Below are 24,867 nucleotides of genomic sequence, written 5' to 3'. Positions count from 1 at the left end.
CCTAGAACCTAGAACCTAGAACCTAGAACCTAGAACCTAGAACCTAGAACCTAGAACCTAGAACCTAGAACCTAGAAAACTAGTACCTCGCTTTTCCCTTGGTTGGTATACTTTGCTCAGTTATCAGTCAGGATTGAGAATATGCGGGTTTCACCAAAACGTCGCCGGAGATGGAATAATATCCTCATCGCTGGCATTACCTTCTTTATTGTGATCATCAATGCCCCGACGTTGATCAAAACCTATTTACTTGACGATCAGAGCACGACTCAGATTGAAAGTATCAACGGCTATCCTTCTCTATTGAATCCCAAGACTCAGTTACTCTCCATCCAGCTTTCCGATAATAGCTTAGAGTGGCAAAAGGGAATGTGGGTTACCGCGCGTGAGCTCTCCATTTCTCCGCAAGAGTGGGCGCAGAGATGGCAATCGTTACTCGGGACGCAATTGGATGAGGCGACAATGCAAAAATTGGCGCCACAATTGATTGAACCAGAAACCATCGAAGTGTGGTACCAAGATCAGGAAGAGCCACAAAGAATCACGTTTTACCGTCTTACGGATTTTTGGGTCTTTAAGAATTGGCAAGACCAATGGATTGCCATTTCAGTTTCAACCGATTATTTGTTTCCCTACTAGACATTGAGCACTTTGACCTTGGAGCCACCATGCCTGAATTACCAGAAGTGGAAGTGAGCCGAATGGGCATTACGCCGCATTTGCTCAATCAAACCATTCAATCACTGATTTTCCGTACCCCAAAACTGCGCTGGGTCATTCCAAGTGAGCTAAAAAAGCTGCAAGGGCAAGTGATTCGTCATATTGGCCGCCGAGCCAAATATCTGATCATCGAAACCGATGTCGGCAGTGCGATTGTGCATTTAGGCATGTCCGGTTCATTGCGTGTGCTGGACGCTGACTTCCCAGCAGGCAAACACGATCACGTCGATCTCAAACTCTCTAATGGCAAAGTGCTGCGTTACAACGATCCACGTCGCTTTGGTGCTTGGCTTTATGCAGCGCCAGGGGAAGACCATGATGTGTTGGGTAATATTGGTCCAGAGCCGCTAACGGATGCTTTTGATGGGCAATACATGTTTGAAAAAGCGCAAGGTAAACGCGTTGCGGTGAAGCAGTTTATTATGGACAACAAAATCGTAGTGGGCGTGGGGAACATCTATGCCAGCGAATCTTTGTTTCGCTCACGCATCCTGCCGACCAGAGCGACGATGTCACTCAGTGCCGAGGAATGGCAACGCTTGGTGAGCCACATCAAGCAAACCTTGCAAACGGCGATTGAGCAAGGTGGCACGACATTGAAAGACTTTTCCCAAGCCGATGGTAAGCCGGGGTATTTTGCCCAAGAATTGCAAGTGTATGGAAAAGCCGGAGAGCCATGCCCAGAATGCGGCGAAGCGATTCAAGAGCAGAAGATAGGGCAACGCAATACCTTCTACTGTTCTTACTGTCAGTGCTAATGAACCTGAAACGGGTTGAAGGCTGAGATAGAAATGCCGATCGTCCGTGTGTTTGATCACTGCTTTGACACCTAGAGTTGAGGTGCAATTTGCTCTCTATGCTATGATGTGCGCCCTTTAGTGATCACCCGTTAGGTTTTTAGTCAATGGATTTCCAGCAAAATGCGCGCCGAGCGATGCGCATCATTTTCTCTTTAATCGTTGCGGCGTTACTACTGCTTACGGTCTCTCGCGGCCTTTTTTTATTGTTGGCCGCAGATTTCTCTGATCTTACTGGACTAGGCAATGATCTATTCCGAGCCTTTTGGGTGGGGGTGCGTTTTGATGCCAAAATCATTGCGATTGCTTTTGCGCCATTATTTTTAGCCGGGCTGATATTGGCGGTCTTTGCTCGAGGTTTTTCGCTTTGGCAACGCGCCGTTCCCAATTATGCGTTTGTGATTTTCTTTTTACTCACGGCCTTTTCCATCGGCAACTATTACTACTACGTCACTTATGGCAACTATATTGACGTGTTTGCGTTTGGTTTGTTCGACGATGATACCGAGGCGGTATTAGAAAATGCTTTGGAGGATTACCCGATCTTGCGCTCCTTCTTCGTTTCGCTTGCCGTGGCATGGTTGAGCCGAATTGGCGCGCAGTGGCTGGTTGAGCGTTTACAAAAACGCCGTTTCACGCCTCGTCATTGGAGTTATACGACGGCAGTCATTGTGGCGGTGATTCTGCTTTATGTGGTGATCGCAAGAGGATCCATCGGTACCTTGCCACTTAAGCGTTATCACGCCAATGTGTCGGATAACAAGCTACTGAATATCATTACCCCTAATGCCTTTATGGCGCTCGATTGGGCAAAAAGCGATTATAAGAAGCAATCGAAATTTGAGCCTATTTCTGCCCAAGAGGTGGAGGCGCAAATGATGAAAGTGCTTGGACAGCCTACACCTTACTTCGCCACGCCAGAGAACGCCTATCTTGCGGAAAATCCCCCGCATGTGGTGATGGCACTGATGGAGGGGATGGGCACCAACGTGTTAATTGAAGACAATGCTCAAAGTAACGACTTGTTAGGAGCATTACGTGAAGGATTTGAGCAAGATTTTGTTTTCAAACGTTTTATGGCTGGCACTTCGGCAACCATTGATAGCATCGTAATGATGCTAATGCACAGCGATGTTCCGACGATCAGCCACTCCAGTGCACAGAAAAAACCGTTGGCATCCTCTGCGGTGTTACCGTACAAGCAGGCAGGTTATCGTGTGGTGTTTATCTACGGTGGCAATGGGATGTGGCGTAACTTGTCCAATTATTTGCCGGTGCAAGGCTTTGATCAGGTCTACGATGAAAACAGCATTAAAAACGCCTTTCCTGATGCCGCTAAGCATGCCGATACTTGGGGCGTGCCGGATGAGTTTACCTTCAAGTTTGCTCGTAAAGTGCTTGATGAAGCCACGCAACCAACGCTGATTTATATTATGACGGTGACCAATCACTCGCCATTTCGCGCCCCGAGCGATTATCAGGCTAAGCCTGTTAAAGCAAGTGAGCGATTAAAAACCTTGCTGGGTCCAATGGAGGAAGAGGCGGATGATTTGTTGCAAGCGTACCAATACGCGAACGATTCTCTAGGTCAATTTGTCCATGGTGTGAAGCAATCCCCATTGGCCGAGAAAACCGTCATTGCGGCCTCTGGCGATCATCGCGTGCGTTACTTAGCCATCGATGAAGAGGCAGAGTTTGGCTTGACCTTTGGGGTGCCTTTCTATCTCTATGTGCCTGAAAGCATCCTACAGCATGTGGAACATCAATACGATCCAAGTCGTATCGGTTCTCATCGCGATATTTTTCCTACGCTCTACCATTTGAGTTTATCTGCGCAGCAGTATGTCTCTCTTGGTGGGGAAAATATGCTCTCAACTCAGGGCGTGAGTAATACCGGTTTTAATGCATCTCGAGTGATCACAGAGCGTGGGGCGTATAGCACGTCGAAGCCAGAGCGGCTTTACCCATGGGGTGATGGGCTCTATTCGCAAGAAACAACCATTGCTAACCCTCAGCCTGAATGGGCTGCGGATTACCGTAAATTGATGAATGACTATTTGCGTTTGCAGGTCACGCAACCATAGCATTTTCAGCCCACGCAGCAATAAAAAAGAGAAACCCGCTGTCAGGTGCTTCATCGGGCGGGTTTTGTTTTATTTCTCACACTTTTTTCTTTTGATGCAGTGCTTCTGCCACCACGGTGGGAACGAATTGCGTTACATCGCCGCCATGAATGGCCACTTCACGTACGATGGTGGAAGAGATAAAAGCGTGCTCTTCCGAAGGGGTAAGAAAGACGCTTTCAAGCCCTGGCAGCAATCGACGATACATATTGGTTAAGCCAAATTCGTATTCAAAGTCGACGGTGGTGCGTAGGCCGCGAATTAAGACATTAGCATCAACCGCGCGTGCAAAATCAACCATCAAACCGCTAAAGCCTTGTGCGGTGACATTGTCGAGATGACGGGTGACTTGTCTGGCGAAATCAACACGTTCTTCGAGGGTAAACATGGTGTTCTTACTCGGACTGGCCGCCACGGCGATGATCACCTCATCAAACATTTTTGCCGCACGCTCGATTAAATCGAGATGGCCATTAGTAATCGGATCAAAAGTGCCTGGGTAGACAACTCTGGAAAGGGCTTTTTTCGACACGTTGGAATACTCTTCAGCTCAAAATGTCTACATGCTATCAATATGCATGTATCATGACGACATAAAAATCAAACGGCAGCAGAACAATGAAAAAAATACTGGTTATCCGGAATGATAAAATTGGAGACTTTATGCTTGCGTGGCCAAGTTTCGCCATGCTCAAGCAATCGATGCCAGAAGCGCACATTACCGCTTTAGTACCAAGTTATACGCAAGAGTTGGCGCGACTTTGCCCATGGATTGACGATGTATTGTTGGACCCAACTGAAAAGGCAGGCAAAGAAGCCACGAAGCAGTTGGTTCAGGAGATCAAGTCACGTCAGTTTGATGCCTCAATCAACTTGTTTTCGACAACGTATAATGCGTTACTCGTGTGGAAAGCGGGCATTAAGTATCGCTTGGCACCTGCAACAAAAATCGCACAGATTTTTTATAACCGCAGAATTAAGCAGAAACGCTCACAATCCGCCAAACCGGAATATCAGTACAATCTTGATCTGATTCGTGCTTTCTTGAAAGAGCAAAACCTCTCTGCCGTTGAGCCGCAAGCGCCTTTTCTTTCGTTTGACGAAACCGAATTGAGTGTGCAAAAACTCAAGCTCAGCGAACAGCTCAGCATTGAAGCGCATAAGGCTTGGGTGATGGTGCATGCCGGCACGGGTGGCTCAGCCAATAACCTGACATTGGCACAATATGCCGAGTTGCTAAAAGGGATCGAGCAAGATTTTCAACTGATTGTCACGGCGGGGCCGGGGGAAACGGAAAAAGCACAACAGCTATTGAAAGAATACGCTCAGTTAGGTGGCCAAGGGGTGGTGTATGACAAGAATGAAGGCCTTGTCGACTTTACGCGCTCCATTGCCTGCGCTGATCTATTTATTGCTGGCTCAACAGGACCGTTGCATATTGCGGCGACCTTGGATGTTCCAACTGTAGGATTTTTCCCAAGTAAGCGTTCTTCAACGCCATTACGCTGGAGGCCACTTAACTCAGAAGGACGCCATCTGGCGTTTTGCCCATCAAAAGGTGGCGGTGAGGAGATGGAAGCGGATATGAGCCGCATCGATATTGATGCGGCGCTGGTACAGCTTAATCCTTGGGTTTCTCAGTACTTGTCCTGATCCACAAGTCCGCGTACTTCACCAGTGTGGAGTGCGCGGAAAGTAGCGACAGCAGAAAGCCCTGCTTACCATCCAAAAAGCCCGCTTTGACAATGTACATTTTGACAAAGCAAGCAATGGCATGCAGTACGCCTTGAGAGAGACTGCTCTTTTTCCCTCGCTTCTCACGTTGCTCTGCCCATGCTTTGGCATAACCGGCAGACTTCACCAAATAATGGTGCAAGTCGTTGTAAGTATAGTGGATGGCATCCCCTTGTAACTCTTTCACTTTCATTGCTTTGGTGATTTCCACCTTCTCATGCACCAACGCATCGTCGTATTGAGTCAACTTGGTAGGATAGAGACGCACCACACGATCAGGATACCAGCCACAGTGACGGATATAACGACCAAATACCCAGCTTAGGCGACACATGCTGTAAAGGGTATTTGCTTCATTCGATTCTACCGCTTGCTGAATGCTCAACTTCAGCTCAGGCGTGACACGTTCATCGGCATCGAGCCAAAGCACATAATCGGATTCAACATACTGCTGAGCAAGACGGCGTTGTGGGCCAAAGCCGGGCCACTCTTTGTTAATAAAAAATTTGTCGGTGTAGCGTCTGGCAACGGCTTCGGTTTCATCGCTGCTGCCTGAATCCAAAATAACGATCTCATCGACCCAGCCTTCTACCGTTTTTAAGCAGGCATCTAAGTTAGCGGCTTCATTTTTGACAATCAGAGCCACGGCGAGCGTTGGCTTGTTTGCCTTATTTATTGATTCAGACATGCTGATTCCTTTTTCGTGATGTGGTCAAAGCTGCGAATCACATCGTTGACCGAGATTGCTTGCATAATATGATCGCCTTTAACGCGAGTGCTCCAAGGCAGCGTTTCAGCCGCTTTGCCGTGTTGTTCGACAATGAATTGCTCATAGACGCTCACTACCTCGTTGAGGTTATTGTATGGTCCGGTGCGTTTGGGGTTGCTGTGCCCATAAAGGCCAATGACGGGTGTGCCTTGGGTCGTGGCAATGTGTGCGGGACCAGAGTCGGGCGCCAATACTACGGCAGCTTTGTTTAATAGTGCGGTGAGCTGTTTGAGGTTGGTTTTACCCACTAGACTCAGCGCAGGGTGCTGCATGTGGCGCAGAATATCCGCAGCCAAGGCTTTTTCGCGTTCAGCGGGAGAACCACAAATCACCACTTGATAGCCTTGTTCATAAGCATAATCACCTAATGCCGCGTAGCGGTCTGCCAACCAGTTACGCTCATCCTTACTGGCTGCCGGCGAAATGACAAGAGTTGGTTGGTCACCAAGGGTCTCTTGGGCAAAGTGATGATCAGCATCGCTGATGGGCAATTGCCATTGAGGAGGCGTTCGGGGCACACCCAAATATTCGATAAACGAGTAGAAACTGTCTAAGACGTGCGCGGATTCGGTATCAGAGATCTTACGATTGGTGAACAGCCACTGCCCTTCTTTCGCGCGTTTAAAGTTAAAGCCAACCTTATACGTGGCTTTGATGCCAAGAGTGACTATGCTTGCTCTTAGGGCAAGTTGCATATGAACAAGCGCATCAAAACGACGCCCTTTCAACTGGCGCCAAACGGCTTTCATGCCATCGAGCCCCTGTTTTTTATCAAAAACAATAAGATCAACGCCTTCTAAACCTTGTAGCAGTTGCGCTTCGACTTTGCCAATCACCCAGGTCACCTTGGTGGAAGGCCAGTGGCGTTGCAACGCCTGAACGGCAGCGACCGCATGGCAAACATCACCAATGGCGGACAAACGGAGGAAACAGACGGAGTTTGGGGCTTGTTCAAAAAGCGACATAAGTTCTGCTCAAAAAAATATCTGGCTAAATTATGCAGATACCCAAGATAAATGTAAAATACCCCTCTTTCATTGATGGCAACGATAAGGCATTCCTTTCTATGACTCAGCCCAACATAGGCAAGCCAGGCAATACTGGTGTTAAGCGCATAATAAAAGCCACAGGCTACTCGATTCAGGGCTTGAAAGCAGCATTTAAGCATGAGGCTGCGGTTCGTCAGGAGTTTGCTTTGCTCGTCGTTGCGATTGTGCTAGCGACTTGGCTTGATGTATCGATACTCGAACGTATCACGTTGCTTGCGGTGGTTGTGCTGGTGCTGATTGTTGAATTAATGAATTCAGCGGTGGAAGCGGTGGTGGATCGCATCGGCGTGGAGCATCACGAACTCAGTGGCCGAGCTAAAGACATTGGTTCTGCGGCGGTGCTGGTGGCGTTGATTTTCGCTGGTTTTACATGGCTTTATATCGTTGGTAGTCACTATTGGTGGTAAAGCATGATTGGTGGTGGTAAAGCATGATTGAACAACAGCAGTTTGGTCAAAGTCGAATTTGTTACGACAGCGAATGGGTGAGTTCGCCAGAGCTGGCTTTATTTGACCCGCAGTATTGGCAAGCACAAAACAAAGTGGTGGGAAGTGCCACTGGGCGCGGCACCACGTGGTTTGTGCAACTGCCCAAGATCACAGCAGCACTGCGTCACTATCGTCGTGGTGGACTATTCGGCAAGTTGGTGAAAGATCACTATTGGTTTCGAAGCTGGTCTGCAACACGCAGTTTCGCAGAATTTCATCTGCTTAAACAATTACGCGAAGCCGGGGTCAATGTACCGAGACCGATCGCAGCCTATGCGGTGAGAAAAGGGCTTTTTTACCAAGCGGATTTGCTGAGTGAACGCATTGCCAATGCGCAAGATTTAGTGACCATACTGCAAAAACACTCACTGAGTGCGGAGCTTTACCAAAAAATCGGTGTCGAAATTGCGAAAATGCATCGCGTTGGCGTCAATCATACCGATCTTAATATTCACAACATTCTGATTGATGCGCAGGAAACGATGTGGATTATCGATTTTGATAAATGCTATCCGCAAGCTGGGGATGGTTGGAAACAAGAGAACTTAGATAGACTCAAGCGCTCATTTAACAAAGAGCGAGTGAAGCGAAGTATTCACTGGCACGACAAAGATTTTCAAGCCTTACTGACAGGCTACGAAAGTCAACAATAATCGCTATTCTCATTAATAGACGTAAGTCTCAGGAAGTTAGTTACATGTCTTTTAAGCAAAAGCTGCACGCTCACGGCTGGTTTATTTTGATTAACGCTTTGGTGTTAATGTTGATTGCTAGCCGTTATTTCGCCTTTCTGCCAGAGTTCCCGACGGATCCATTAGGCATCACCTTTATTCTTGCTGGTACTTGGGGGCAGATGACGCTGCTTGCTGCGCTCATTGGTTTAGTGACCATTCCCACCTTATTTTTGCCGAAACCATTTCGTAATGGTACCCAAGCTCTAATTGCTTCGTTAGGCGTCGCGACTTTGTTTATTGATACCATCGTGTTTGCACAGTATCGATTCCATATTAATGCGGTGGTGCTAGAGCTCGTGATGTCGGGACAAATTGTTAGCTTCCCGTTGATCACTTGGTTAATGGTGATTGGTGGTGTTGCTTTGTTGTTGGCCGCTCAGTGGTGGACAATTCGCTGGCTAGAAAATGGTGCACCCGTCAGAGCGCTGAAACTTGGCCGCAAATTTGCGTTGTTGACCTTTGCTGCGCTACTGGCCACCAATGCGATTCATATTTGGGCCGCAGCGCATGCCTATCAGCCAGTGACCACGGTGAAGCGCTATTTACCGCTGTTTTATCCTGCTACAGCAGATAAATTTATGCGCAAACAAGGTTGGGTGGATGAAGAGGCGCTTGAGCGTCAAAAGGCACTGGCGTTTAAACGCAAAAATGATTTGAATTACCCATTAGCACCACTTCAAACACAACCTGTAGAGAAACCGCTCAATATTATGTTGCTGGTGGTGGATTCTTGGCGCGCCGATACCTTCAACGCAGACAATACGCCAAACATGTGGAAATACGCGCAGTCGGGTGTGGTTTTCAATAATCACATCGCGACAGGCAACGCGACCCGCACAGGTATCTTTGGTCTTTTCTACGGCATTCCGGGCACCTACTGGCATGGCTTCTTAGCAAACCAACAAAGCCCGGTACTGATCGACCGTCTACAGGCTCTGGACTACCAATTAGGTATTTTCACTGCCGCTCAGTTGCGTAAACCGGAATTCAATCAAACGGTTTTCACCAAAGTAGAAAACTTACGTATTGGTTCTGAAGGTGGTCGCCCGTCTGAGCTGGATGCTGACCTTACTCAAGATTGGTTAGCTTGGTACGATCAACGTGATAAGTCGAAGCCAACGTTCTCTTTCTTGTTTTACGATGCGCCACATGGCTACGACTTCCCTGCAGATTTTGAGCCGAAATACGAACCGATGCTCAAAGAGGTGAATTATCTCAAGCTGAACAACGACACGGATCCGACGCCATTTTTCAATCGCTACAAAACCAGTGTGCGTTATGTCGATTCAATGGCAACAAAAGTGCTCGATAAACTCAAAGAGAGTGGCGATCTGGAAAACACCTTGGTGATCATTACCGGTGACCATGGGCAAGAGATGAATGACAACAAACTCAACTTCTGGGGGCACAACAGCAACTTTACCGATGCGCAGGTCAACGTACCGTTTGCTATCTTTGGCCCTGGCGTTGATCCGGCGAAGATGCAGTGGAGCACCGAAGCGCTCACTAGCCACCAAGATGTTGTACCGACGTTGATGAAGCACTATCTCGGGGTGACCAACGATGTGAAAGATTACTCGGTTGGCGAAGATTTACTCGGTGATGCAGTAAAACGTGATTGGATCATTTCCTCAAACTACAGCGGTTATGCCATTATTACCGATGACAATATCCTAGAAGTGAGTGGCGGTGGCCAGTACCAATTTATGGACAAAACCAATCGCCAGTTGAAAGATCAACAACCGAATTTTACCTATCTGCAGCAAGCCTTGGAGCAGATCAGTCGATTTAGTAAGTAACTATAATTATGAAAATATTAGTAACAGGTGGCGCAGGTTTTATTGGCTCAGCCGTAATAAGACATATTATCAATCACACTCAAGATAGTGTGGTCAATTTAGATAAGCTGACTTACGCGGGTAACCTTGAATCGTTAAGTGACGTTGCCGAGAGCTCGCGATATGTTTTTGAGCAAGTTGATATTTGTGATCGTGCAGAGTTAGATCGTGTTTTTGCTCAGCACAAGCCAGATGCCGTGATGCATTTAGCTGCGGAATCGCATGTGGATCGCTCTATTGATGGACCAGCAGCGTTTATCGAAACCAATATCATTGGCACCTATAACTTGCTTGAAGCAGCACGAGCATATTGGTTGACGCTAGAAGAGAGCGTTAAGGCTCATTTTCGCTTCCATCATATCTCGACAGATGAAGTATATGGCGATCTAGAAGGTACGGATGATTTGTTTACTGAAACGACATCCTATGCTCCGAGTAGCCCTTACTCAGCTTCCAAAGCGTCCAGCGATCATCTTGTGCGTGCGTGGCAGCGTACTTATGGTTTTCCTACATTGGTGACCAACTGCTCGAATAACTACGGGCCTTATCATTTCCCAGAGAAACTGATTCCACTGATGATTTTGAATGCTCTAGATGGCAAGCCGTTGCCTGTGTATGGTGATGGTATGCAAATTCGTGATTGGTTATTCGTCGAAGATCATGCACGCGCACTCTACAAAGTCGTGACGGAAGGTGAGATCGGTGAGACGTACAATATCGGCGGTCACAACGAAAAAGCCAATATCGAAGTGGTGAAAACCATTTGTGACTTACTTGAAGAGCTTCGCCCCAATAAACCTGCAGGCGTCGAGTCCTACGAATCGTTGATTACTTATGTGAAAGACAGGCCGGGTCATGATGTGCGCTATGCAATTGATGCAACAAAGATTGCTCAAGAGCTTAACTGGACACCAGAAGAGACATTCGATAGTGGTATTCGCAAAACCGTTGAATGGTATCTAAACAACCAGCAATGGTGGCAACGTGTGCTTGATGGCTCCTACAGCTTAGAGCGATTAGGAGCGGGTGAATAATGAAAGGTATTATTCTGGCTGGTGGTTCTGGTACGCGTTTATACCCAATTACGCGAGGCGTCTCTAAGCAGCTACTGCCTGTATACGATAAGCCAATGATCTACTACCCACTGTCAGTACTCATGCTTGCTGGTATTCGTGAGATTTTGGTGATTACCACCCCTGAAGATCAAGCGAGCTTTCAGCGATTGCTTGGCGATGGGAGTGATTTTGGCATTTCACTTGAGTATGCAGTTCAAGCATCTCCAGAAGGGCTTGCACAAGCTTTTATCATTGGTGAAGAGTTTATCGGTACTGACTCTGTATGTTTAGTGCTTGGTGACAACATCTTTTATGGTCAAGGCTTCTCTCCAAAGTTAAAGAAAGCGGTTGAGACGGCAGAGAGCGGTAATGGGGCTACGGTGTTTGGCTACCAAGTGAAAGACCCTGAACGCTTTGGTGTGGTTGAGTTTGATGCTGATAGAAAAGCAATCTCTATTGAAGAAAAACCAGCTAAACCAAAGAGTAATTATGCTGTGACTGGGCTGTACTTCTTTGACAACCAAGTCGTGAGTAGAGCTAAGCAAGTAGAACCATCAGAGCGAGGTGAACTGGAAATCACCACATTAAATCAAATGTACCTAACAGCAAACGAACTCAATGTAGAAATGCTAGGGCGTGGGTTTGCTTGGTTAGACACAGGTACTTACGAAAGCTTGCTCGATGCTGCTCAATTTGTTTCGACGATAGAGAAACGACAAGGCTATAAAATTGCATGTTTGGAAGAAATTGCCTTTAACAATGGTTGGATTAGCAAACAGAAGTTAATGGCGGCAGCGGATGCCCTTAAGAAGAACAATTATGGTATCTACCTATCAAGCATTGTGAGCGAAGATGACAATTAAACTTAACAACCCGTTAGCTCCAGACTTAACTAAGCTTTCAAAATATTTATCTCAAGTTAATGAGAGTGGTTGGTATACAAACTTCGGTCCCTTGCACCAGCAGTTAACACAAAGATTAGAAGAGTTTTTAGGTGTGGAAAACCTATTGTTGGTTTCAAATGGGACATTTGCATTGCAAGTCGCCGCGAAAGCGCTTCAAGTTGAGCGTGTATTGACCACACCGTTCAGCTTTGTTGCAACATCAAGTGCTTTATTGTGGCAAAAAATGGATATTAGTTTTTGTGATGTCGATGCAGATAGCTACAACTTGTCACCTGAAGTTGCCCAAAAAGCACTACGACAAGAAAGTTTTGATGGCATTGTAGCGACGCATGTCTATGGTAACCCCTGCGATGTAAAAGCTTTCGAAGCGCTAAGTCAGCAGCATAACGTTAAAGTGATATACGATGCTGCCCATGCATTTGGTGTTGATGTGGAAGGAACATCAGTACTGAATTTCGGTGATGCAAGTACATTAAGCTTCCATGCAACCAAGATCTTTCACACCGTAGAAGGTGGTGCCATTGTTTTTAAACATAGGAATGATTTCGAACGTGCAAAAGAGCTGATTAACTTTGGCATACAGAGTAATGGTTCCTTAGGGCAACCTGGTATCAATGCTAAATTGAATGAATACCAATGTGCGGTAGGGTTAACTCTTTTAGATGAAATTGATGTTGTTATTGCTCATCGAGCGAAGCTTCTGCTTAAATATAGGCATGAACTTGCGGGTATCGTTGAAATGCCTAAATGGCATCAACAAGCTTCATTCAATGGCGCTTATATGCCAATTTATGTAGAAGTTCACGATCAAGATAAACTTCAGCATGCGCTTGATAATAACGGTATTCAGTATCGCCGTTACTTCACTCCTTCATTAGACCTTGCCTACCCAGAGCAGAGAAGTTTTGGGTGTGCAACCAGTCAACTGAAAGCTCAGGGAGTCTTTTGCTTGCCGCTTCATGCTTATATGGCAAAAGCGGATGTTTCTAAGGTGGTCTCAGTCGTTAAGGATGCGCTAAGCCAGTAAATTCGCTCATGCCCCCTTAATTATTGAGGGTGCTTTATTTCAAAAAATTGATTGATGAAAGAACAAGTAAATACAGTAGCTTTGGATAATAACTTAGAGTTACTCTCACCACGTCAGGTGATGGAGCATTGCCATAAGAGCAGCGCATTAGCGGTTCAGACGATTAGACGTAATCGCGATGCGATTAAGCAGATCGTATCAGGGGACGACTCAAGACTATTAGTCGTTGTTGGGCCATGCTCAATTCACAACGTTGAAGAAGCAATAGACTATGCTCAGAAAATTGCTCAAGCACGACAAATGTACTCAGAAACACTTGAAATAGTTATGCGAGTGTATTTTGAAAAGCCAAGAACCACGGTGGGATGGAAAGGGTTGATTAATGACCCATACCTAAATGGTAGCTTTGAAATAAACGACGGAATCAAAATTGCACGTAATTTGCTGGTTTCTCTTACAGAGATGGGTATCCCAGTCGCTTGTGAGTTCTTAGATATGATTACTCCGGGTTACCTTCAAGATTTAGTCTCTTGGGGAGCGATTGGCGCAAGAACCACTGAGTCGCAAATCCACCGTGAGCTTGCTTCAAACCTCCCGTTCCCGATTGGTTTTAAAAATGCGACCAATGGTAACGTCAATGTCGCAATGGATGGCGTAAAGGCAGCTCAAGCAAGGCACTTTCAGTTGACCATAGATCAGCATGGTCAGGCTTCTGTGGCGCATACATTAGGTAATCCACACGGGCATATTATCTTGCGTGGTGGCTTAGAGCCGAACTACCAAGAACACCATGTTACGTCTAGCTTAGAAGAGCTAAAGCAAGGTGGTCTAACACCAAAGTTAATGGTCGATTGCAGTCATGGCAATAGTTCAAAGCAGTACCAGCGCCAGAGAGTGGTAGGACAAGATATTTGTCGACAGCTAGAGAATGGTGGCGATGGTATTATGGGTGTAATGATTGAATCAAATTTAGTCGAAGGCCGACAAGATTTAGCGGACGGTAAGGCTTTAGCCTACGGTCAATCTGTAACAGATGCGTGTATTGACTGGGAAAGTACACTAGAAATGTTGGCAGAGTTGTCCGCTTCTGTATCGCAAAGAAACTCATAGTAATGTAGAAAGATGACCAAGAGTAAAGTCATGAAGTTTTTAGTAATTGGCCCAGGATTAATTGGCCGAAAGCACATTCAATTGATTCAAGAACATCCCAAATGTTCAGTTGAGGCTATCGTTGCCTTACACCCAGAGATGCACAATAACTACGTTACCGAAGCGGGTATTCCGGTTTATGGAACCCTAGAGCTAGCGTTTGAACATCATACATTTGATGCGGTAATTATTAGCTCGCCAAATGAATTTCATTATGAACATGCGTTAAAGTGTATCGACCACAGCTTACCGATATTAGTAGAAAAGCCTCTTACTGATACCTTAGAGCGTGCTGCTAGTTTAATTAAATACGCTGAAGACAAAGGTGTGCCAGTGCTCGTTGGTCATCATCGAACTTACAGCTCGTTTATGCCTATTGCCAAAGAAATTATTGGTAGCGACAAGTTTGGTAAACTGGTGTCAGTACAGGGCAGCGCTCAGTTCTTTAAGCCAGGCCATTACTTTGTTGAAGGTGAATGGCGCACTAAAAAAGGCGGTGGTCCGATCCTAATTAACTTGATCCACGAGATAGGAATTATGCGAGAGCTCTGTGGTGAAATCATCAAAGTCTTCGCTTTTGCTTCGAATACCACTCGTGAGTTTGAAGTGGAAGATACGGTAGCGATCAACTTTGAGTTTGATAAAGGTTGTATTGGTACTTTTATCCTGTCTGATTGCGCAGCCAGCACTAAAAGTTGGGAGATGACAAGCGGTGAAAACCCGGCGTATCCTCATTATCCGAAAGAAGCATGCTATCACTTCGCTGGTACCAATGGTTCACTGGACTTCCCTAGCATGGATCTTACTTACTATCGAGAGGTTGAACATGCCTCTTGGTGGAAGCCTTTTACGCATGAAAACATACCTGTTGAAGCGCAAGATCCTTTACGTTGCCAACTAGACCACTTTGTTGATGTTATTCAAGGTCTAGCAAGTCCACTTGTTAGCGGACGAAGTGGCTATAACAATATGCGAGTGCTGCATGCAATACAGCAGTCGATATTAGAAGAAAAACCGATTTACTTGTAATTAAGCGGGACAACAGTTTGAGTAAAGTATTGCTTTTGGATACAGCCTTTGCGTCTGTACCCATTTATAACTACCTGATTAAACAGGGTCACAGCGTATACGTTATGGGCAACCGAGCAGGTGACGCCTTGGCGATGAGAGCTGGGCCGAAATGGATCAATCAGGATTACAGCCAAATTGAGTCTGTAAAGCACATTGTCGCGGATTACAAGTTTGATTATATCCTGCCAGGATGTACTGATTTATCGATAGAAGTGTGCCAAAAAGTTGTGGATACATATGACTTTTTTGATGCACCAGAAGCTTATCAATACCTGGGAGACAAAGAGCATTTTAGAAAAATGTGTGCGGAGCTGGACTTGTTGTCTCCGCAATGCAAACAACGTGAAGACTTCCCATTTCCTGGCCGCTATATCTGCAAACCAGTGGATGCGTTTAGTGGTCGGGGCGTATCGGTTATTGACGGAATGGACATCGATTCGGTTGCTAATGCTGATGAAGTTGCTCGTTCGGTTAGCCATACTGGACGCTCGCTATTTGAGACGTTTGTTGAAGGGCAGCTGTATAGTTACAGTGCTTTTATTGAACAACGTAAAGTAGTAGAGAGCTTCGTGGTTATTGAAGGCTCATCTTCTAACCCATATGCCGTTGATACCAGTTATGTCGATGATGAGTTCAATGAAGACGCGCGTGCTGTTCTGAAAAAGAGTATCGAAGCGATTGCACAGCACCTTCAGCTTCGTGATGGCCTGGTTCATTTGCAGTTTATTCTTGCGGATGATCAACCATACTTAATCGAGATTACAAGACGATGTCCTGGCGATCTCTATTCTAAGCTGATTGAATACAGTACAGGGTTTGATTACGCAGGTAAGTTCGCGTCTTATTTTATTGGTGACACATACTTTACAGCGGTAAATCAAAGCGTTCCTATCGTCAGACATACCATGGCTTCAAATGAGCTCACACATTATGAAGCCTGTGAATTTGTTGATTCCTTGAAGGTGAAAGCGTTCTATCCATTGTTGAGTCTTGGTTCTGAAGTTCAACCGAATCAAAAAACGCGAGTGGCGATATTGTTCTCACAAGAAGAAGACAAAAAAAATAGCTACGATAAGTATCTAGCAAGAGAACAATATACTTTGTCAAAGGAAGTATAGTTTTAGAGCTACAGACTGATACATGGTGTATTAAGAGTAGCTTCACGAGTTGTAGTAAAGAGTAAAATTAATGAACTCGTATGCCTTGTTGTATTGCATGGCAGCGAGTCTAGGGTTAAATAGGTTTGATATGAGACTGTCAGTAGTAATAGCTGCTTACAATCAACAACATAGCTTGGGTGTATGTGTCGATTCCGTTGTAGAGCAAATCAATAAAGACAACGATGTAGAAATCTTGATTGTGGACGACTGTTCTACAGATAGCACTGCGAGAGTGATCCAGGAATTAGCAGATAAATATCAAAATGTAAAGGGCTTTAAAACCGATACAAACAGTGGGCCAGGTGGCGCTCGCAATGTTGGTATTGAAAACGCAAGTCACGATTGGATTCTCTTTCTTGATAGTGACGACTTACTGGCACCACTTGCTATCAGTAAGTTGTACCAGCACGTCAAGCTGGATGAGTCAAACCTACTTAATCAGAGCGCACTCGATTATGTGGCTTATGATTTTAAGTTTTTGTCTGATGAGTCAAATGAGTCTGGCTCTAGAACCGATCTGGCTTCTCTGAAGCAGCCGAAAGAAAAACTGCTCGAAGACTATTTATCCCTAAAGATGGATGGATCAGTAATATTTACCTTAATGCGTAAGCAGTTTCTTGATGAGAATGGTATCCGCTTTTTCCAGGGTTACCATGAAGACGTTGACTTTATGCTTAAGGTTTACGCGAAAGCACAGCGTTACTCTATCTTGAAGGACGTTATTTATATAAAAGACAACCGGACAGGGTCTATTGTGAATACCATCTCCACTAAACATATTGTCGGGATGTTTAGAGCGTATGCGGAGATGCACAAGTTCATGACTGATGCGGGGCTAACAAGTGTGAACTATCAGCGCTCATATTTGTTGGGAATCATCGGAGTGGTTGCGACTCGAATTCGTCAAATCTGCCTATCAGAAAACAGCGCCGATCTGTACGCCTGCCTACATCAGCAATTGGAACAGTTATCTCGCGACACCAAGGTAGACTTTTCGTTACTTAAAGATGAGTTTGAGACGAAGTACATCAAAATCTTTAATTATTTTGTAAATGCTTTTGATCCGAAAGAACCGCGTTCGGCTGAAAAGGTGAATCAATATCTGGCTGACATACAACCAAAGAGCTGGAGTTGCTACGACTTGCACAACAGTTTGTTCTTTGCCCCAGATCAGGTAAGAACGTGTTGTAAGCGATTTTTCCGTGATGGAGAGATGAAAGGGGATGTTGCTCTTTTGACGCCTTCTGAGTACGCATTCTCAGACTATAACGTTACTAATATCTTTGACGAGAAGAAAAAACTCTTTATTGAAATAAATAAGGGTGAATCTGAACGATGTACAGGATGTGATTTTCTTGAATTCAAAAATTGGGAAAATATTAAGTGTGAGTATATATCTTTTGAGTATCACTCAGTTTGCAATATGAAGTGTGTCTATTGTAGTGATACTTACTATGGTGGAGAACGAAGCCGCTATGATGTTCACTCTCTTCTTAAAGATCTTAAAAATAAAAAATATTTGACTGATTGTAAAGCAATTGTTTGGGGAGGTGGAGAGCCAACGCTCGGTGAAAACTTTGAAATAATGATCAAGCAAATTAGCACTGAATTTCCTAATATACAACAACGAGTGATATCTAATGCAACTAAAATATCACAGAGTATTATTGATGGTTTGAAAAAAAACACAGTGTCCTTAGTTACTAGTATTGATGCAGGTTCAGAAGAGAAATTTATTGAAGTAAGAAAAAATAAGCAATTTGAGCGAGTGCTTAAAAATTTAAAATATTACTCAGAATTTGGTGCAGAAAACATTACAATCAAATATATCTTTTTAGACGATAATAATAGCTTGCACGAGATTATATCCTTTATAAAAGTGATCTCTAAATTTGGATTAACCTGTTGTAATTTCCAAATTAGCTATGATTTTAAAAAAGAGATTGTTTCTGATCATGACCTAGCGTTGATCACTATCATGCATGGTGAATTAGTTAAACTAAATGTACCACTTGTTATTCTAGATGATTTATTAGTTTCTAGAGTAAGAAAGTCTAATGTTGATTATATTAAAGTTAACAATTGGTTGAAGTCATATAACTTCGGAGAATATATTTCGGATGAAAAGTCCAAGAAGGAAATAGTTATTTGGGGGGCTGGTAAGCAAACGGAAATATTGTTAGGTAATAAACGTTTTAATAACCTATATAATGTTGCTTATATTGTAGATAATACCAAAAGCAAGATTGGTTCTAAAATAAACGGATATGATATATATTCTCCTGAAGTACTAGTAAACGATAATAAAAGTGTATTAATATCTGCTGTTCAAAATAGTGCTGCAATAAAGAAGAAATATATCGAACTAGGATCAAATGAAAGCAACCTTATTAAAAATATGATTTTATGACATTTGTCCAACTAGGATATGATATATGGAAAAACTAAATAGAACGTCTTTGCTTCAACCAAAAGTGTCAATTGTATGTATTACTTACAATCAAGAAAATGTTATACAACAAGCACTAGATGGATTTATCAATCAATATGCAAATTTTGATTATGAGATTGTTATACATGATGATTCATCAACAGATAGTACTCCTGACTTATTAAGAGATTTTTATCTTAAATATCCAGAAAAAGTGACTCTTTTGCTTCAGTCGGAAAATCAAAACAGTATTTCGGATGTGGATGTAACCTGTATTTGTGCAAGTCATGCAAGTGGGAAGTACATTGCTCTATGTGAAGGTGATGACTACTGGATAGATCCGTATAAGTTGCAAAAGCAATACGATGTGTTAGAGGCAAACCCCGATTTATCGGCAAGCTTTCATAGCGCATATACTGAAACACCAAATGGTGAAAGGAATTTATTTGCTCACCATAGTGAAGATGAACGAAAATTTACGCCTCAAGAGGTGATTCTAGGTGATGGAGCATTTATGCCAACGTCAGGATTATTTTGCCGCAAAGAGGCTTTTGAGCAGATAACAAGAGACCTCATTCTTACTATGCCATGTGGTGACTATTTCTTTCAGATTATGGCATCAAAAGATGGAGGGGCTTATTATTTCCCAGAGCCGATGTCAGTATATAGGATACAGCATGCAGTTTCTTTTAGTACTAACTTCTCTAATGTCGATTACGAAACGACCGCTAAGTTTTATGAAAGAATGTGTAAAGCTGTAAAGTTAATGGATTCTATTACGGAGTATCAATTTTCATCTTCTTTTGATATTATGTTTAATCGATATAATAGATCTCGAAGAAATAATTTGAAACGACACCATTATTTGAAGTTCAAGAAACTCTTAAAGATGGTTTGATCAAAAGTCTTTCCATTTTTCCTTAGATGTCTTTTTATTAAATGGGTCTAAATATTTCATTTGAATATCTATATGTGATAATAGCAAGAGATCTATTTTATCTTTTAAATTATTTACAATATCAATCTCATTAATGTTATCTATATCAACTAAGAATCGAGAAAGCTCTAAAGTTAAGATCTCAGAAGGGCCATGTGGACAATTAGTACTAACGACAGGAGTTCCTGTGGCTAAACACTCTACGATAACTTGACCAAAACCTTCATAATCGGATGTGAAAGACATAAGCTCAGCACCTTTCATAAAAGGCAGAGGATTTTCAACAAAGCCTTTAAATATAACTCGATCTGTTAAGTTTAATTCTTTGGTTAGACTTTCTAGTTTATCTCTTTCACTTCCTTCTCCCAGAATTAAAAGTAATAAGTCTTCTCGTTCAAGTTTTTGGAAGGCTTTTATCGTTCTTTCAACACGTTTTCCCGGAGCTAAAGAGGACACTGTGATGATATAAGGTGAATCTGGTAGCTCTGCGTGTTCATTTGCTTTTCTGCGAATTTCATCGATATCAATGGGGTTATAAATAACGATTGATTTATTAGAAATGTCCGGGTAAAGCTTAAGCATTTCATTATGAACCCCTTGAGAAACACTAATACAGTGTCTATTTTTAAAGATTAGTTTCAAAGGGATTAGAGATTGGACACCTCGATCCAAGAAAACTTGATTAGGAGAGTTATGTAACACAACACTAAATTTATCCTTTGGGTAGAAAAAGTAGTGTTCTAAGAAATAGTACATATTATGACTGGCGATTTTATCTGGTTTAAACTCAGACATAAACTTTCTCATTACCAAGTATTTGCTAGGGAATGTAAAGAGCTTTAATAGGTACTTTTTCCAATCGTTTATTTTTTGAATGAAAGGATATTTATCTCTTAGCTTTAATTTTTTTTTCGCCTTTTTTTCACTTTTCGCTTTTAAATGTTGTTGAAAGTGCTGGGTGTCACCTTGATAAACAGGAGTTACATCTTTGAGAGAAAAATTCTTGAGATGGTAAACTTTGACATTTTCATGCAAAGGAAATGCAACACGATTTCTATCGATCACAATGGCGACCTTATGGCCTTCTTCTGCCAAATAGTTGCTCAAATTGGTGATGACACGGCTACCGCCAGAGGAAGTCAGAGAAAGAGTGTGAAAGAGAAAGTTCATATCAAGAAGCTTAGTTAACAAAGGTTAATGAGGATACAAGGCATTATGAATGTTTTGAGGTGATAAATACCAGTTTTCCTGCAGTTTTTTTTGCCTTTGCTTTCCCCCATCAATCCCTTGGTTTAAAATCCGACTATTAGTCATAACTCGTAGTCATCTCTTATGAACCCAATTCTACCTCTTATCGGTCGTACCGACGCGCTGTTTACTCAAGACATTGCTCAGCATGAAGCTGAGCTATCTCGTATCGTTTCAGAGTCACGCTTTCTTGTTCTTGGCGGTGCGGGGTCGATTGGCCAAGCGGTCACTAAAGAAATCTTTAAGCGCCATCCGCAGAAGTTGCACGTTGTTGATATCAGTGAGAACAATATGGTGGAGTTGGTCCGCGATATTCGCAGTTCATTCGGTTACATAGATGGCGATTTCCAAACATTCGCGTTGGACATCGGCTCTATTGAGTATGATGCGTTTATTAAGGCGGATGGCCAATATGACTATGTATTGAACTTATCTGCGCTTAAGCATGTTCGCAGTGAGAAAGACCCATTTACCTTAATGCGAATGATCGATGTCAATGTATTCAACACTGATAAGACGATTCAACAGTCGATTGATGCTGGCGTTAAAAAGTACTTCTGTGTCTCGACGGATAAAGCGGCCAACCCAGTCAATATGATGGGGGCGTCCAAACGCATTATGGAAATGTTCTTGATGCGTAAGAGTGAGCAAATTGCCATCTCAACTGCGCGTTTTGCTAACGTGGCCTTTTCTGATGGTTCGCTGCTGCACGGTTTTAACCAACGTATCCAAAAAAATCAGCCGATTGTCGCACCAAACGATATCAAACGTTATTTTGTTACTCCTCAAGAATCGGGTGAGTTGTGTTTGATGTCGTGTATTTTTGGTGAAAATCGCGACATCTTCTTCCCGAAACTCAGTGAAGCATTGCATCTGATTACATTTGCGGATATCGCGGTGAAATACCTAAAGCAAAGGGGCTACGAGCCACATTTATGCGCGAATGAAGATGAAGCGCGTGAGCTCGCCAAAACACTACCCGCACAAGGAAAATGGCCTTGTCTTTTCACCGAAAGTGACACCACAGGTGAGAAGGATTTCGAAGAGTTTTTCACTGATAAAGAAGTGCTTGATATGGCTCGTTTTGAAAATTTGGGCATCATCAAAAATGAACCTCTGTATCAACCGGAGCTGTTGAGTCTTTTTGAAGAACAAATTGCCCAAATGAAAGATCAACGAGCTTGGAGCAAAGAGCAGATTGTAGCGCTCTTCTTTAGGATGATCCCCGATTTTGGTCATAAAGAAACGGGCAAATACCTCGATAGCAAGATGTAAGGGTGAAGAAGAATGAACGCACAGCTACTGGTTGAGTTTGTACGCGACCAATACCAAACCCAAGAATTTATTCCGTTGCATGCCCCTACTTTTGCGGGCAATGAGAAAGCGTATGTAATGGAAACCATTGAAAGCACGTTTGTCTCCAGCGTCGGTAAGTTTGTCGATGAGTTTGAACGTAAAATGGAAGCGTTTACTGGTACTCCAAAGGCGGTGGCGACGGTCAACGGTACCGCAGCTTTGCACGCCGCCCTCTACATGGCAGGGGTTGAACGTGGTGATTTTGTGATCACGCAAGCACTGACGTTTGTTGCTACTTGTAATGCGCTTTATCACATGGGCGCCGAGCCGATTTTTGTTGATGTTTCCCCTGTAAGCTTGGGACTTTGCCCTAAAGCGATGGATGCTTTCTTAGAAGAGAATGCGCAAGTCACTGAGGGAGGTTGCATCCATAAACAAACGGGCAGAAGAATCAAAGCCGTGGTGCCAATGCACACTTTTGGTCATCCGGTAGAATTGGATGAACTGATTGCCGTTTGTTCGAAATGGAACATCACGCTAGTCGAGGACGCAGCAGAAAGTCTAGGCTCGTTTTACAAGGGGAAGCACACGGGAACAATCGGTAATTTTGGTGCGGTGAGTTTCAACGGCAACAAAATCATTACCACAGGTGGTGGCGGTATGGTGCTTTGCGGGAGTGAAGAGGCGGGCAGACGCACTAAGCACGTTACCACAACCGCAAAAGTTCCCCATCCTTATGAGTTCTTCCATGATGAGCCCGGCTTCAACTATCGCATGCCAAACTTAAATGCGGCGCTGGGTTGTGCGCAGATGGAAGTACTTGAACACTATCTGGCGCAAAAACGCCAATTGGCACATAAATACCAAGCGTTTTTTGCGGGCAGCGATGTCACGTTTGTGATCGAGCCAGAATACGCACAGTCAAACTACTGGCTCAATGCCATCATTTGTGCAGATACACAGCAGCGCAATGAACTGCTAGAGCAAACTAATGCCGCTGGCGTAATGACTCGGCCAATTTGGCAGTTAATGCACCGTTTACCAATGTTCGAACAAGCCCTGCGTGGGGATTTGACCCATTCAGAGTTTATTGAAGCACACCTGATTAACTTACCGAGTACGCCGGTTGGCGCTTAGGTGAGGGAGCGAGCATGAGCGAAAATCAGAAAAAAGTCGCCGTTTTTACCGGAACAAGAGCAGAGTATGGTCTGCTCTTTTGGCTTTTAAAAGACATCCAAGCCGATCCTGATCTTCAACTTCAACTGCTGGTATCAGGTATGCATCTATCGCCTGAGTTCGGCGAAACCTATCAGCAAATTGAGCGAGATGGCTTTCATATCGACGAAAAAATCGAAATCCTGCTTTCCTCAGATTCAGCGGTAGGCACCGCCAAAAGCATGGGGCTAGGCGTGTTGGGGTTTGCGGATGCTTTGGCAAGGCTTAAACCAGATGTTCTGGTGATTCTTGGCGATCGTTTTGAAGCTTTGGCCGCGGCGCAAACGGCGATGATTCTGCGTATTCCGGTGATTCATTTGCATGGTGGGGAGATCACCGAGGGCGCGTATGACGACGCCATTCGTCATGCCATCACCAAGCTGAGTTATTTGCATGGCACCTCGACCGAAGCGTATCGTCAACGTGTGATCCAGCTAGGGGAAGCGCCAGAGCGCGTGAAAAATATCGGCGCTATTGGGCTTGACCACCTTAAACGCGCTCAGTTCTTGGATGTGCCGGCTCTGGCTCAATCACTCAACTTCCCTTTGACTCAGCCGTACGTCTTGGTGACCTACCATCCCGTTACCTTAGGTGAAGAAGCGCCCGAAACCAGTTTTCAGGCCTTGCTCGATGCACTTGACACTTGCCCTGAGCATCAAGTGATCCTCACTTATCCGAATGCAGATGATGGTGGACGTCGTATCATTCCAATGCTCGAAGCGTATGCTGCCGCGAATCCACAGCGTGTGCTTGCTATTCCTTCCTTGGGGCAAGTGCGTTATCTCAGTGCTGTTAAGCATGCTAGCGCGGTGATTGGCAACTCTTCCAGTGGCATTATTGAAGTTCCTGCTTTTGATGTACCGACGGTGAATATCGGCGTGCGTCAGAAAGGGCGTTTGGCCGCAAAAAGTGTCTTGCATTGCCGGGCATCTAAAGAAGAGATTGAACAAGCAATTCAAACGGCCATTACCAGAGGCTATAAGGCTGACGGTGAAGTGATCGATAATCCTTATGGCCAAGGTGATAGCAGTGCGCAAGTGATTGCAATGATAAAATCACTTCATTTTGAACCTTGTAAGTCATTCTATGACTTACCCTTTGAACCAATTGAGTGAGGCAGC

22 protein-coding genes are annotated in these 24,867 nt (G+C 44.2%); 18 read left to right on the top strand and 4 right to left on the bottom strand.

Annotated elements, in window-relative coordinates; translation table 11 throughout:
- Window positions 1-141: 141 nt before the first annotated feature.
- From PQQ36_RS20745 to PQQ36_RS20735, 3 genes are all read left to right on the top strand, one after another.
- The gene (locus tag PQQ36_RS20745) at window positions 142-639 is read left to right on the top strand and encodes a hypothetical protein (RefSeq protein WP_045623824.1); all 498 of its coding nucleotides are present in this window, start codon (window positions 142-144) and stop codon (window positions 637-639) included.
- Window positions 640-668: 29 nt separating this feature from the next.
- Window positions 669-1,478, top strand: a complete 810-nt coding sequence (gene mutM / locus PQQ36_RS20740; protein WP_039552353.1) for a bifunctional DNA-formamidopyrimidine glycosylase/DNA-(apurinic or apyrimidinic site) lyase — start codon at window positions 669-671, stop codon at window positions 1,476-1,478.
- A gap of 146 nt (window positions 1,479-1,624) precedes the next feature.
- Window positions 1,625-3,601: an LTA synthase family protein gene (locus PQQ36_RS20735; RefSeq protein WP_206629191.1), complete on the top strand. Its 1,977-nt coding sequence runs from the start codon at window positions 1,625-1,627 to the stop codon at window positions 3,599-3,601.
- Between the two features lie 76 nt (window positions 3,602-3,677).
- Here the strand turns inward: PQQ36_RS20735 and coaD are convergent, their stop codons facing one another.
- A complete protein-coding gene (gene coaD, locus PQQ36_RS20730; protein ID WP_011078889.1) occupies window positions 3,678-4,172 on the bottom strand; it encodes a pantetheine-phosphate adenylyltransferase in 495 nt (164 codons plus the stop codon).
- Window positions 4,173-4,258: 86 nt separating this feature from the next.
- Here coaD and PQQ36_RS20725 point away from each other — a divergent pair, with 86 nt between their 5' ends.
- Complete coding sequence (locus PQQ36_RS20725) at window positions 4,259-5,293, top strand: glycosyltransferase family 9 protein (RefSeq protein ID WP_273662501.1); 1,035 nt, start codon at window positions 4,259-4,261, stop codon at window positions 5,291-5,293.
- On the opposite strand, the gene PQQ36_RS20720 is transcribed toward PQQ36_RS20725, so the two are convergent.
- Both PQQ36_RS20720 and PQQ36_RS20715 read right to left on the bottom strand, forming a co-directional pair.
- A complete protein-coding gene (locus tag PQQ36_RS20720) occupies window positions 5,262-6,062 on the bottom strand; it encodes a glycosyltransferase family 2 protein (RefSeq protein WP_273662500.1) in 801 nt (266 codons plus the stop codon). The genes PQQ36_RS20725 and PQQ36_RS20720 overlap by 32 nt on opposite strands.
- Complete coding sequence (locus PQQ36_RS20715; RefSeq protein ID WP_273662499.1) at window positions 6,047-7,108, bottom strand: glycosyltransferase family 9 protein; 1,062 nt, start codon at window positions 7,106-7,108, stop codon at window positions 6,047-6,049. The genes PQQ36_RS20720 and PQQ36_RS20715 overlap by 16 nt, the downstream gene beginning before the upstream one ends.
- Before the next feature lie 101 nt (window positions 7,109-7,209).
- Here PQQ36_RS20715 and PQQ36_RS20710 point away from each other — a divergent pair, with 101 nt between their 5' ends.
- From PQQ36_RS20710 to PQQ36_RS20660, 11 genes are all read left to right on the top strand, one after another.
- A complete protein-coding gene (locus tag PQQ36_RS20710) occupies window positions 7,210-7,599 on the top strand; it encodes a diacylglycerol kinase (protein ID WP_130250719.1) in 390 nt (129 codons plus the stop codon).
- Between the two features lie 23 nt (window positions 7,600-7,622).
- On the top strand, window positions 7,623-8,333 hold the full coding sequence (locus tag PQQ36_RS20705) for a 3-deoxy-D-manno-octulosonic acid kinase (RefSeq protein ID WP_176308269.1): 711 nt from the start codon (window positions 7,623-7,625) through the stop codon (window positions 8,331-8,333).
- Between the two features lie 44 nt (window positions 8,334-8,377).
- Window positions 8,378-10,213, top strand: a complete 1,836-nt coding sequence (locus PQQ36_RS20700) for a DUF3413 domain-containing protein (protein ID WP_130247338.1) — start codon at window positions 8,378-8,380, stop codon at window positions 10,211-10,213.
- Window positions 10,214-10,221: 8 nt separating this feature from the next.
- The gene (gene rfbB / locus PQQ36_RS20695; RefSeq protein ID WP_130249432.1) at window positions 10,222-11,286 is read left to right on the top strand and encodes a dTDP-glucose 4,6-dehydratase; all 1,065 of its coding nucleotides are present in this window, start codon (window positions 10,222-10,224) and stop codon (window positions 11,284-11,286) included.
- Window positions 11,286-12,170: a glucose-1-phosphate thymidylyltransferase RfbA gene (rfbA, locus tag PQQ36_RS20690; protein ID WP_130267634.1), complete on the top strand. Its 885-nt coding sequence runs from the start codon at window positions 11,286-11,288 to the stop codon at window positions 12,168-12,170. The genes rfbB and rfbA overlap by 1 nt, the downstream gene beginning before the upstream one ends.
- Entirely contained in the window at window positions 12,160-13,239 is a 1,080-nt protein-coding gene (locus PQQ36_RS20685; protein ID WP_039552379.1) for a DegT/DnrJ/EryC1/StrS family aminotransferase, read from the top strand. Before rfbA ends, PQQ36_RS20685 begins: the two co-directional genes overlap by 11 nt.
- A gap of 54 nt (window positions 13,240-13,293) precedes the next feature.
- Window positions 13,294-14,349: a 3-deoxy-7-phosphoheptulonate synthase gene (locus PQQ36_RS20680; RefSeq protein ID WP_130249434.1), complete on the top strand. Its 1,056-nt coding sequence runs from the start codon at window positions 13,294-13,296 to the stop codon at window positions 14,347-14,349.
- Window positions 14,350-14,379: 30 nt separating this feature from the next.
- Window positions 14,380-15,417 carry a Gfo/Idh/MocA family protein gene (locus tag PQQ36_RS20675; RefSeq protein ID WP_273662498.1) on the top strand — a complete coding sequence of 346 codons (1,038 nt, stop codon included), beginning with the start codon at window positions 14,380-14,382 and terminating at the stop codon, window positions 15,415-15,417.
- A gap of 17 nt (window positions 15,418-15,434) precedes the next feature.
- Window positions 15,435-16,577, top strand: a complete 1,143-nt coding sequence (locus PQQ36_RS20670) for an ATP-grasp domain-containing protein (RefSeq protein WP_273662497.1) — start codon at window positions 15,435-15,437, stop codon at window positions 16,575-16,577.
- A 70-nt stretch (window positions 16,578-16,647) separates the two neighbouring features.
- Entirely contained in the window at window positions 16,648-19,029 is a 2,382-nt protein-coding gene (locus tag PQQ36_RS20665) for a glycosyltransferase (protein ID WP_273662496.1), read from the top strand.
- A gap of 25 nt (window positions 19,030-19,054) precedes the next feature.
- A complete protein-coding gene (locus PQQ36_RS20660; protein WP_130247762.1) occupies window positions 19,055-19,948 on the top strand; it encodes a glycosyltransferase family 2 protein in 894 nt (297 codons plus the stop codon).
- Here PQQ36_RS20660 and PQQ36_RS20655 read toward each other — a convergent pair whose 3' ends face one another.
- Entirely contained in the window at window positions 19,949-21,157 is a 1,209-nt protein-coding gene (locus tag PQQ36_RS20655; protein WP_130249436.1) for a glycosyltransferase, read from the bottom strand.
- 162 nt (window positions 21,158-21,319) lie between these two features.
- Between PQQ36_RS20655 and PQQ36_RS20650 the strand changes: the two genes are divergently transcribed.
- Genes PQQ36_RS20650 through neuC form a run of 3 tightly spaced genes read left to right on the top strand, consistent with a single transcriptional unit; the run spans window position 21,320 to window position 24,861 of the window.
- The gene (locus PQQ36_RS20650; RefSeq protein WP_039552389.1) at window positions 21,320-22,510 is read left to right on the top strand and encodes a UDP-N-acetylglucosamine 4,6-dehydratase; all 1,191 of its coding nucleotides are present in this window, start codon (window positions 21,320-21,322) and stop codon (window positions 22,508-22,510) included.
- Between the two features lie 12 nt (window positions 22,511-22,522).
- The gene (locus PQQ36_RS20645; protein WP_039552392.1) at window positions 22,523-23,668 is read left to right on the top strand and encodes a LegC family aminotransferase; all 1,146 of its coding nucleotides are present in this window, start codon (window positions 22,523-22,525) and stop codon (window positions 23,666-23,668) included.
- 14 nt (window positions 23,669-23,682) lie between these two features.
- Window positions 23,683-24,861, top strand: coding sequence for a UDP-N-acetylglucosamine 2-epimerase (neuC, locus tag PQQ36_RS20640; protein ID WP_130247636.1), 1,179 nt, complete (start codon window positions 23,683-23,685; stop codon window positions 24,859-24,861).
- Window positions 24,862-24,867: the final 6 nt, after the last annotated feature.

It is taken from the genome of Vibrio sp. CCUG 15886 (assembly GCF_028570825.1).
In the GTDB taxonomy this organism is placed as follows: Bacteria; Pseudomonadota; Gammaproteobacteria; order Enterobacterales; family Vibrionaceae; genus Vibrio; species Vibrio vulnificus_B.
The sequence above is the reverse complement of the archived record's forward strand: the minus strand, read 5'-3'. Positions and strand labels throughout refer to the sequence as shown.

Bases quoted from the DNA above. Each gene is read 5' to 3' on its own strand.
- rfbB (WP_130249432.1), top strand. From the start codon at position 10,222: ATGAAAATATTAGTAACAGGTGGCGCAGGTTTTATTGGCTCAGCCGTA.
- PQQ36_RS20650 (WP_039552389.1), top strand. From the start codon at position 21,320: ATGAACCCAATTCTACCTCTTATCGGTCGTACCGACGCGCTGTTTACT.
- PQQ36_RS20720 (WP_273662500.1), bottom strand. From the start codon at position 6,062: ATGTCTGAATCAATAAATAAGGCAAACAAGCCAACGCTCGCCGTGGCT.
- PQQ36_RS20655 (WP_130249436.1), bottom strand. From the start codon at position 21,157: ATGAACTTTCTCTTTCACACTCTTTCTCTGACTTCCTCTGGCGGTAGC.
- PQQ36_RS20725 (WP_273662501.1), top strand. From the start codon at position 4,259: ATGAAAAAAATACTGGTTATCCGGAATGATAAAATTGGAGACTTTATG.
- PQQ36_RS20685 (WP_039552379.1), top strand. From the start codon at position 12,160: ATGACAATTAAACTTAACAACCCGTTAGCTCCAGACTTAACTAAGCTT.
- rfbA (WP_130267634.1), top strand. From the start codon at position 11,286: ATGAAAGGTATTATTCTGGCTGGTGGTTCTGGTACGCGTTTATACCCA.
- PQQ36_RS20660 (WP_130247762.1), top strand. From the start codon at position 19,055: ATGGAAAAACTAAATAGAACGTCTTTGCTTCAACCAAAAGTGTCAATT.
- mutM (WP_039552353.1), top strand. From the start codon at position 669: ATGCCTGAATTACCAGAAGTGGAAGTGAGCCGAATGGGCATTACGCCG.
- PQQ36_RS20680 (WP_130249434.1), top strand. From the start codon at position 13,294: ATGAAAGAACAAGTAAATACAGTAGCTTTGGATAATAACTTAGAGTTA.
- PQQ36_RS20710 (WP_130250719.1), top strand. From the start codon at position 7,210: ATGACTCAGCCCAACATAGGCAAGCCAGGCAATACTGGTGTTAAGCGC.
- neuC (WP_130247636.1), top strand. From the start codon at position 23,683: ATGAGCGAAAATCAGAAAAAAGTCGCCGTTTTTACCGGAACAAGAGCA.
- PQQ36_RS20665 (WP_273662496.1), top strand. From the start codon at position 16,648: ATGAACTCGTATGCCTTGTTGTATTGCATGGCAGCGAGTCTAGGGTTA.
- PQQ36_RS20715 (WP_273662499.1), bottom strand. From the start codon at position 7,108: ATGTCGCTTTTTGAACAAGCCCCAAACTCCGTCTGTTTCCTCCGTTTG.
- PQQ36_RS20745 (WP_045623824.1), top strand. From the start codon at position 142: ATGCGGGTTTCACCAAAACGTCGCCGGAGATGGAATAATATCCTCATC.
- PQQ36_RS20735 (WP_206629191.1), top strand. From the start codon at position 1,625: ATGGATTTCCAGCAAAATGCGCGCCGAGCGATGCGCATCATTTTCTCT.
- PQQ36_RS20675 (WP_273662498.1), top strand. From the start codon at position 14,380: ATGAAGTTTTTAGTAATTGGCCCAGGATTAATTGGCCGAAAGCACATT.
- PQQ36_RS20645 (WP_039552392.1), top strand. From the start codon at position 22,523: ATGAACGCACAGCTACTGGTTGAGTTTGTACGCGACCAATACCAAACC.
- PQQ36_RS20705 (WP_176308269.1), top strand. From the start codon at position 7,623: ATGATTGAACAACAGCAGTTTGGTCAAAGTCGAATTTGTTACGACAGC.
- PQQ36_RS20700 (WP_130247338.1), top strand. From the start codon at position 8,378: ATGTCTTTTAAGCAAAAGCTGCACGCTCACGGCTGGTTTATTTTGATT.